The sequence below is a fragment of the Bradyrhizobium sp. CCBAU 45384 genome (assembly GCF_028128665.1).
Lineage (GTDB): Bacteria > Pseudomonadota > Alphaproteobacteria > Rhizobiales > Xanthobacteraceae > Bradyrhizobium > Bradyrhizobium manausense.
Map to the genome: position 1 here is coordinate 1 of NZ_LBIZ01000063.1, position 8,410 is coordinate 8,410.

Annotated in this window: 8 protein-coding genes; 5 read left to right on the top strand and 3 right to left on the bottom strand. The window is 59.0% G+C overall.

Going from position 1 to position 8,410, the window contains the following annotated elements; all coding sequences use genetic code 11:
• Positions 1–95: 95 nt before the first annotated feature.
• A complete protein-coding gene (locus XH80_RS03140; RefSeq protein WP_271597294.1) occupies positions 96–704 on the bottom strand; it encodes a hypothetical protein in 609 nt (202 codons plus the stop codon).
• A 77-nt stretch (positions 705–781) separates the two neighbouring features.
• Here XH80_RS03140 and XH80_RS03145 point away from each other — a divergent pair, with 77 nt between their 5' ends.
• From XH80_RS03145 to groL, 3 genes are all read left to right on the top strand, one after another.
• Positions 782–1,228, top strand: a complete 447-nt coding sequence (locus XH80_RS03145) for a hypothetical protein (RefSeq protein ID WP_271597295.1) — start codon at positions 782–784, stop codon at positions 1,226–1,228.
• 1,031 nt (positions 1,229–2,259) lie between these two features.
• Positions 2,260–2,574: a co-chaperone GroES gene (locus tag XH80_RS03150; RefSeq protein ID WP_271597296.1), complete on the top strand. Its 315-nt coding sequence runs from the start codon at positions 2,260–2,262 to the stop codon at positions 2,572–2,574.
• An 80-nt stretch (positions 2,575–2,654) separates the two neighbouring features.
• Complete coding sequence (gene groL / locus XH80_RS03155; protein WP_271597297.1) at positions 2,655–4,298, top strand: chaperonin GroEL; 1,644 nt, start codon at positions 2,655–2,657, stop codon at positions 4,296–4,298.
• 426 nt (positions 4,299–4,724) lie between these two features.
• On the opposite strand, the gene XH80_RS03160 is transcribed toward groL, so the two are convergent.
• The gene (locus XH80_RS03160; RefSeq protein WP_271597298.1) at positions 4,725–5,147 is read right to left on the bottom strand and encodes a hypothetical protein; all 423 of its coding nucleotides are present in this window, start codon (positions 5,145–5,147) and stop codon (positions 4,725–4,727) included.
• A 182-nt stretch (positions 5,148–5,329) separates the two neighbouring features.
• Here XH80_RS03160 and XH80_RS03165 point away from each other — a divergent pair, with 182 nt between their 5' ends.
• The gene (locus XH80_RS03165; RefSeq protein WP_271597299.1) at positions 5,330–5,539 is read left to right on the top strand and encodes a hypothetical protein; all 210 of its coding nucleotides are present in this window, start codon (positions 5,330–5,332) and stop codon (positions 5,537–5,539) included.
• Between the two features lie 617 nt (positions 5,540–6,156).
• On the opposite strand, the gene XH80_RS03170 is transcribed toward XH80_RS03165, so the two are convergent.
• Positions 6,157–7,137: an ABC transporter substrate-binding protein gene (locus XH80_RS03170; RefSeq protein WP_271597300.1), complete on the bottom strand. Its 981-nt coding sequence runs from the start codon at positions 7,135–7,137 to the stop codon at positions 6,157–6,159.
• 272 nt (positions 7,138–7,409) lie between these two features.
• Here XH80_RS03170 and XH80_RS03175 point away from each other — a divergent pair, with 272 nt between their 5' ends.
• Positions 7,410–7,778, top strand: a complete 369-nt coding sequence (locus tag XH80_RS03175; protein ID WP_271597301.1) for a hypothetical protein — start codon at positions 7,410–7,412, stop codon at positions 7,776–7,778.
• Positions 7,779–8,410 lie beyond the last annotated feature (632 nt).

The following is an 8,410-nucleotide window of genomic DNA, read 5'->3' on the forward strand; positions in this document are numbered from 1 at the left end:
GCGTACCATCCATGCCGCCAGACGAGCGTAGCTTCGCCTGAGCGCCGGCACAAACCACTCGGCCACTTCGTCCTGATCCATGGGTAGACACCCAATCACTCGAATACGAGGTCATCGGCCCACGAGGCCGAGCGATAGGGGCGCGCGTTTACGAGGTCGCGGTCGATCACGGCCCGCACAGCTGGGGCTGTTACAATGTCCGTGCGCTTCATTAGGTCTCGAAGCTCGAAGCGACCTTCCATGCTGATGGTTTTGAGCGACGCGATGATGTCAGTCACCGTGCTGCCATGCCCAAATGGCAGAAGCAACCTCTCGTACTCCACCTCGCGACCTTCGCCGTCCTTCAGATGAGAGACGGTGTATACCGGCCGACGCCGCTCGATGCATAGGTGATAAACGGGCATTACAGAGGCCGCCAACCGGGGGCCAACGTACTCGTCTAGTCGGCGGCCTTTGCCGATCGCGCCATAAGCGCTCGACATGCGAGTGCCTTCGCTCTGTATCGTGACCACGGGCGGCGTGCAGGACGCTTCGATAGTGTAATAAACGAGATCGTCCGCTTCTTCTTTGAGGCGTTCAGGTTCGTACCCCGAAATTCCGGGAAGGTCGTCCTCATTGCGCAAGTAGAGCCTCAGCCAGGTGTTCAGAAGATCACGCTGGCGGATCGCCACCACAACCGCGGGTGTCGCACTTTGAAATTCCATTGCTTGCAGACCCGAACGGTTGCCGAGCCGAAGCTTACCTCCGTCTCGCTAACGGTCCGTTAAGTCTTAGCGCCGCCTTGCGTGCGCAAGCCGACGCGCTGGACATTGAGGCGCAGGTGAAGCGGCGCCTTGCTGACGAGTATGATGCGGCGCAGGCGCGCGGCGAAGTGCAGTCGGCCGGCGGGGACCGGGTGAGCAAAGTTTCAAAGGAGAACAATGCTCCAACAGCCGCCGACGTCGGCCTCTCCCGAAAAGAAATCCACGAAGCCCGCCAGATCAGGGACGCCGAGAAGCGCGACTCGGGTATCGGTAGACGGACCGTCGACGCAGTCTTGATGGCAGGCAAAGAACCGACAAAAGCTGCGGTCTGTAAGGCAACGGCAAAAGCCGCCACCGAAAACGCCGAGACCTCAAATCTGTCGCCGTCCGACATACCGCGAGCTGCTCGGCGCGATTGCCTTGAGGTACTCCGGCGCAGTACCTTGCAGCCAAGTGGTCTATCCCGCTCGATTCCACCTATGTAATCCCTCACCGCCAAATCAACGGCGGGAAAACCTGCCCCGGTATCCTCAATGTGGAGAGGATCATTCGTCAGGCTCGACAGGGCGTATAATTACTAAGTGCGATTATCCTTCATCTAAACAACATGATCACCTCTCTTGTTGCATTATTGGGTCCGTTCATTTTGAACGCCGCGGTCAGTCTCGCTAAGCGCCTCGGCAACCTCTCGTCGACGCCTGTTATTCGCTTTGTGCTGGCCCTCTTTTCGCTCGTGGGCGTCATTTGCTACAGCGCGCTTAATGGCACCCCGCTCGATGTAAATTCGGTCACCAGCATCGTTGGGACACTTTTCCTCTCGGCAAGCATTTTTCGCAGCTCACGGCACCTATAGCCTGTTCTTCCAGCAGGTTGCCGATGCTGTCGCCTCGTACACTCCTTCTGACCAGGGCTAAAATCGAGCGATAGCGGCGGTTGTCGCCAGTAGACACTGAGGTCCGCATGATGTTCCTGGTCGAAGCGGGTCCCTCCCAGGCCCCTATCCGGTATGGCACAAGCGCGCCCCGAAATTTCACCAGCCAGCTAAGGTGATTCTTGGGTTGACACGGTTGACAGGTTGACAGGCGGGCACCTTCCCAGAGCTACTCACTGAAACAGTCTCACTGAAGCGTCAACACGCACACGTAGTTTTGCTGTTCTCTCGACGGAGGGAGAGAATCTCTAAAGAAAGTTGCTCGACTGCTGCGGCTCAGGTTATCTCGCTAGGCGAGAGGGATGGGATTTCCCGACTTCTCCGCGTACCGTGACGGGATCTAGACCGCCGTTGGACGCGGCATCATAGTACCTGAACATGCTAACCCAGACGCCGGCCAAGAGTTCATTCCATGGCTCCTTTAGGTGGCTCTGAACGAGCCTCCAGTGAGGGCGATGGATTTTCGAAATCCTCGTCGCTTTGTCTTGTATGCCGGCCAGGCCGGCTTATTTTCGGAGCGGTTAGCACTCGCTCGCTTCGACTGCTTGTTCAAAAATATAAACGACTAGAAGATAGGAGGAGAGCATGAAATTCCGTCCGCTTCACGATCGGGTCGTGGTCAAGCGCATCGACGCGGAAGAGAAGACCGCTGGCGGCATCATCATTCCCGATACAGCCAAGGAAAAACCCTCCCAGGGTGAAGTCATCGCCGTTGGCCCCGGTGGCCGCGACGAAGCCGGCAAGCTGGTTCCGATCGACCTGAAGGTTGGCGACCGCGTGCTGTTCGGCAAGTGGTCGGGCACCGAGGTCAAGATCGACGCCGAGGAACTGTTGATCATGAAGGAGAGTGACATCATGGGCGTTCTCACCGAGATGTCTTCCAAGAAGAAGGCCGCCTAATCCACCGCTCGCATCGCTCAAGTGCCTGCCGGTCGCCTCATCAAGGCTGAGACCAAGTCAAAAACTCAGGGAAACCCACCATGTCAGCCAAAGAAGTGAAATTCGGCGTCGACGCCCGCGACCGCATGCTACGCGGTGTCGACATCCTCCACAATGCAGTGAAAGTGACGCTCGGCCCAAAGGGCCGCAACGTCGTCCTCGACAAGTCGTTTGGCGCGCCCCGCATCACCAAGGACGGCGTCACCGTCGCCAAGGAGATCGAGCTCGAGGACAAGTTCGAGAACATGGGCGCGCAGATGGTGCGCGAAGTCGCCTCCAAGTCCGCTGACGCGGCCGGCGACGGCACCACCACCGCCACCGTGCTCGCGGCCGCGATCGTCCGTGAAGGCGCCAAGTCGGTTGCCGCCGGCATGAACCCGATGGACCTCAAGCGCGGTATCGACCTCGCGGTCGAGGCTGTGGTTGCCGACCTGCAGAAGAACTCCAAGAAGGTCACCTCGAACGACGAGATCGCCCAGGTCGGCACGATTTCGGCCAATGGCGATGCGGAGATCGGCAAGTTCATCTCCGACGCCATGAAGAAGGTCGGCAACGAGGGTGTCATCACCGTTGAGGAAGCCAAGTCGCTCGAGACCGAACTCGAAGTTGTCGAGGGCATGCAGTTCGATCGCGGCTACATCTCGCCCTACTTCGTCACCAATGCCGACAAGATGCGCGTTGAGATGGATGATGCCTACGTCCTGATCAACGAGAAAAAGCTATCTCAATTGAATGAACTACTTCCCTTGTTGGAAGCCGTGGTGCAGAGCGGCAAGCCGCTTGTGATTATCGCCGAAGACGTCGAAGGCGAAGCGCTCGCCACGCTCGTCGTCAACCGTCTCCGCGGCGGTCTTAAGGTCGCTGCTGTCAAAGCTCCGGGCTTCGGCGATCGCCGCAAGGCCATGCTGCAGGACATCGCGATCCTGACCGGCGGCCAGGCCATCTCGGAAGACCTCGGCATCAAGCTCGAGAACGTCACGCTCAACATGCTCGGTCGCGCCAAGAAGGTGATGATCGACAAGGAGAACACCACGATCGTCAGCGGCGCCGGCAAGAAGGCCGACATCGAAGCTCGCGTGGCGCAAATCAAGGCGCAGATCGAGGAGACCACCTCGGACTACGATCGTGAGAAGCTCCAGGAGCGTCTCGCCAAGCTCGCTGGCGGCGTCGCGGTGATCCGCGTCGGCGGCGCGACTGAGGTCGAGGTCAAGGAGCGCAAGGATCGCGTGGACGATGCGATGCATGCGACCCGCGCGGCGGTTGAAGAAGGCATCCTGCCGGGCGGCGGCGTTGCGCTACTGCGTGCCTCCGATCACCTCAAGGGCATTCGCACCAAAAATGACGACCAAAAGACCGGGGTCGAGATCGTGCGCAAGGCGTTGTCCTACCCGGCCCGCCAGATCGCAATCAACGCGGGCGAGGACGGCTCGGTGATCGTCGGCAAGATCCTCGAGAAGGATCAGTACGCCTATGGCTTCGACTCGCAGACCGGCGAATACGGCAACTTGGTCTCCAAGGGCATCATCGATCCGACTAAGGTAGTTCGAGTCGCGATCCAGAACGCGGCGTCCGTCGCAGCGCTCCTGATCACCACCGAAGCTATGGTGGCCGAAGTGCCGAAGAAGAATACTGGTGCGGGCGGCATGCCTCCGGGCGGCGGCGGCATGGGGGGTATGGACTTCTAAGTCCCACATAAGAGCTCAACAATAACAAGGCTCGGCAGCGATGCCGAGCCCTTTCCGATTTCCTGGCTGTCAGCCGGGGTCCAACACAGGCGCGCCGTATTGCGCGAGCGCGTCGAAGCCTGCGCCTCCGACGAATGTCAGGCGGCCGAGTTCGAGGGGACGCCGCCCGGAATCATCCCAAGGAGCCTCCATTCCCGGAAACAGCGATAGCAGCTTCCTGGCCGAACTCGCCGCCCAATAGAAACAGATTGCCAACCTTACAAGGACGACGCGCCTCCGCTAAGAGTCCAATCGCGGCGGTCGCGCGCTGGGCGAGCCGCTTCAGATCTGCCCCCACAACCAGACCACCTGTGAACCGGTCTGGACTTCGCACACGGGCCATGAGCCGGCATCGCTCCAATCAAGCGGCGATACTTGTCAGGCTCCTTAGCGGCCGTAGGGGAAGCAGCGGTTGCGATCGAGTGTGAGACCGAAATGCGCTCCCAGTGCAGCGATGGCCGCGTCCTGCTGCGGATAAGGATCGGCATTGGATGCGGCAACGATGATGATCCGGAACCCGCCGCGATCCTTGCCGCCCGGTGGCAGCATCGCTGTAGTCAGTGCATTGCCCTCGCTGTCGCGCAGCGTGAGGAAAAGCGGCATCTCTCGCTGTATATGGGCCTCGAGGCCGATGTCGCGCTCGATCGCGTTGGGCCGCTCGGGATGCCAGGACTGGACCGCCTTCTCCCGTTCGCGGCGGAAATATTGCTCAACTGTGTGGCCCATCAGGCGCGACTCATGCATCGCTTCACCTTCCGTCTCGATACGGAACCAGGTCTTGCCCTTCGGCGCGTCGCAAACGTACTGCATTTCGCCCGTCCTGCGATCGCCTCAATTCTAGGGCGGCGGGCCTGCAAAGCCAATATGAGACTCGCCCCCGTGTATAGCGCTGCACGATCAGAGGGGCCAAGAGTTCCTGATTGGACGTTGAAGTTCTAGTGAGCCAAACAATACTAGGTCGACCGGAATAATCCTCTTCAAGGAGCGTCCCGATGCCTGACGTAAGGGAAAAGCAACGCGAAGCCCGCCGGAAGATCATTCGACAATGGACGACGCTTCCGAAGGATAAACGGCAGTCTAGAAAGGGGATTTCTGAATTCGCCAGGACCGCCGCTCAGCAGAACGAGAATGCATTCGTCCGCAGTCGTCGCGATCCCTATCAGAAGATCATGGGATGGCTATTGCCGCGTGCTCATCTCTGAACGGACTGAGTCCTCTGCACATCCTTCGAAGGCGACACCGAAATTTCGGCAGAGTCATCGAATGTCCTGCCGTGTCCGAACCCCCCGGCAGGGCCGTCACAAAGCGACGAGATAACTGTGAAGCTGAAAGCAACCATCATCGTCGCAGCGCTGCTAGCTGCAACGGCTGCACATGCCGAGACGATCGATCTGAAATGCTGGGCGCGGGGCCTTACGGGTGGCGAGCGCAACTCGGTCTACATAAACGGGGAACAGGTTACCGTTAATAATCTGGACGAGGGGACGATGCACTCTCTGACATTCGGAAGCAATTTGGCCGTCCACGTCACGGATACGCACTTGTTCTTAGACGGCGCTTACGCTCGGCAACATTTGGCAACATCTGTTCGACCCGACCGCTGTCTGGCAAGGTTTCATCAACCGCGTCGACGGCATGTAAACGCGACGGCACTGTCATCAGTGGGCACTGCCAGCTGGTCGGCCGAACCTGCCCATGTCGCGGATGGGTCAAAATGCGAAGAACTCAGGTTGAGCAAATCTGGTCCGCTCTGCCGCGATCACCGGACCTCACCGGCCGGCGCCGTGACACTTGGCTCTCGCACGAGAATTGGATGTGCCTATTCGATGACCTCATCGGCGCGGGCCAACAGCGTAGGGGAGACATTGACGCCCAGAGCCCTCGCGGTCTTCAGGTTGAGAACCATGAAATATTTCGAAGCTTGCTCCACGGGCAATTCAGCGGGCGTAGCCCCCTTAAAGATTTTGTCGATGTAGGAAGCGGCACGCCTATATAGATCGTCCAGATCCGCCCCGTAGCTGACCAGCCCGCCCGCCTTCACGTTGGCCCTATTTGCGAATATGGCAGGCAACTGATGCTTCATTTGAAGTTCGGCCAACAGTTCAGCTTGCACGGTGTATAGAGGCGATGACAACACTAGAACGCCGTTGCATTGATTGTGTGCCATGGTGTGAAATGCGTCTTGAACTTCTGAGACGCTGCTGGCTGAAGCGTGGACGAGCTCAACTCCGAGCGTTTGTGCTGCGCGATCAACCGCCTTAACAGCGGTCGGATGCGAAGGCGTGGTCGGATTCCAGAGCAAGCCGACCCGCGTGGCACCGGGAAGTATTTCCTTCAAGATCTCCAGTTCCTTCACGGACACTTCTGTGAGAAGCATGGACATGCCCGTTATGTTTCCGCCGGGCCGCGAGAGGCTCGTCACGTCTCCAAGCCCGACCGGGTCTGCGTGCTGAGCGAAAACGATGGGAATAGTGCCAGTTGCGCGCCGGGCAGGCCCTACCTGGGTGGATGCAGGTGCGAAAATGACGTCGACCTTCCTGTCGACGAGTTGCTTTGCGAGATCAAACGTTTGATCGACTCGCTCGGCCCATTGAAAATCAATTCTGAGATTCCTGCCTTCGACATATCCTAGATCGCGAAGACCGGCACGGAAAGCCTCCACTTCGCTCGTCCAGCTTGATGCTTCGCCAAATCCCAGATACCCGATCTTCCAAACCCTTGCGAATTGTTGTCCAAGCGACAGCGCCGGCCAAATCAATGCCGCCCCTCCCACAAGCGTCACGAAATGGCGGCGTTTCATGCTGTGCCCCTAAGGGGCCGTGAGCTTAGTTCAATTTTGCTCCACGTCCAACCGGGCGAAGGACAGCTAAACTGCGACGTCGCCCCTGAACCCGCGCTGGTCCGGTCCACCCCCACAATCCGGACGCCACTGTCGTTCGCAAGGACACACCGGGCCAAAAGCGGTCGAAATCGCTGCCTTCCTTGGCCCTGTGCATCGCGCGTTGATCGTCTCCTAGTCCGTCTCCGGGCAAACCACGGGCAATGGCTCGGCTCCCGGTTTTCGGCGAGGATATGATCCGTAGTGACATCAACGGTGTCATGTGGTCGATGACGGTCGAATGTTTTGCATCTCCGCTCATCCTCGCGAGCTTTTTGGCCTACAAACGCTACGGTGCCCGCCCTCTCTTGGTGCTGTGCGCGGTCCTATTTTCTCTCTCGTGGTGGGGAGCGTATGTCCATCTGCTCGGCGGCGTCACCAACTTGGCGCCGCTCTACGCTTTCGTGGTCGGGGTTCTGCTGCATTTTGCGCCGCGGCCGGAGCGGTTGCGGCAATTCCTCGTCGGCGGCACAGTTGCTGCTATCGTGCCTTTTTTCGTCTGCGGCCTCCGGAAGCAGACAGCGCTAACGATCCTGGGTGAAACTCTCGCTCAGGCACGCTAATCTATCTCGTTGCAAACGCCCGCGAAGCGCGCCTTTTTTCCGTCTTGGATACCTTCGCCGCACGTTTCACGGGCCGCATTTCGTACAGCTTCTATTTGCTGCACCCAATTGGATTGTCATTGGCCGCCGCGAGCTTGGTACAATCCTCCGCGGCCCTTTCGCTCTGGCCGTTGTTTATACGGTGCCGATGGCGTGGTTGTCTTGGCGGCTGATCGAAATGCCATTCGTCGAGTTTGGCAAATCTCGCGCAAACCGCAGACTTACACAATCTGCTCAACCTGATTCGATTTAGGAGGCCGTCGGTCTTGCTGGCGGGCACCATTACTTCGGCTGCGGCTTCCGTGGGCGATTTCTAACGGATCACGGAGTCGGAGGCGAGCGCTGCCTAGCTGCCCTTCTCTCGCGATTTAGATCAATTTGACTTTGTCGGCCATAGCCCGACCTCAACCTGGACAACAGGCCGACATCGATCTTTGATGTCCGCCTCGCATCGCCGTCTCTATGGGTCTATGCGACGTAGGCACTAAAATAGCGCAGCCGACCAGAGGACCTTCAGTGCGGAGTGCGCACGAGCTTGCCAGGCCCATGCAGCCATGGGCCACGTCAAACCGCGAAGACAACCGTATGCCACG

What these genes read in the sequence shown, in the direction of transcription:
- XH80_RS03165 (WP_271597299.1), top strand. Translation starts at nt 5,330, where the DNA reads ATGCCTGACGTAAGGGAAAAGCAACGCGAAGCCCGCCGGAAGATCATT.
- XH80_RS03170 (WP_271597300.1), bottom strand. Translation starts at nt 7,137, where the DNA reads ATGAAACGCCGCCATTTCGTGACGCTTGTGGGAGGGGCGGCATTGATT.
- groL (WP_271597297.1), top strand. Translation starts at nt 2,655, where the DNA reads ATGTCAGCCAAAGAAGTGAAATTCGGCGTCGACGCCCGCGACCGCATG.
- XH80_RS03140 (WP_271597294.1), bottom strand. Translation starts at nt 704, where the DNA reads ATGGAATTTCAAAGTGCGACACCCGCGGTTGTGGTGGCGATCCGCCAG.
- XH80_RS03175 (WP_271597301.1), top strand. Translation starts at nt 7,410, where the DNA reads ATGATCCGTAGTGACATCAACGGTGTCATGTGGTCGATGACGGTCGAA.
- XH80_RS03150 (WP_271597296.1), top strand. Translation starts at nt 2,260, where the DNA reads ATGAAATTCCGTCCGCTTCACGATCGGGTCGTGGTCAAGCGCATCGAC.
- XH80_RS03160 (WP_271597298.1), bottom strand. Translation starts at nt 5,147, where the DNA reads ATGCAGTACGTTTGCGACGCGCCGAAGGGCAAGACCTGGTTCCGTATC.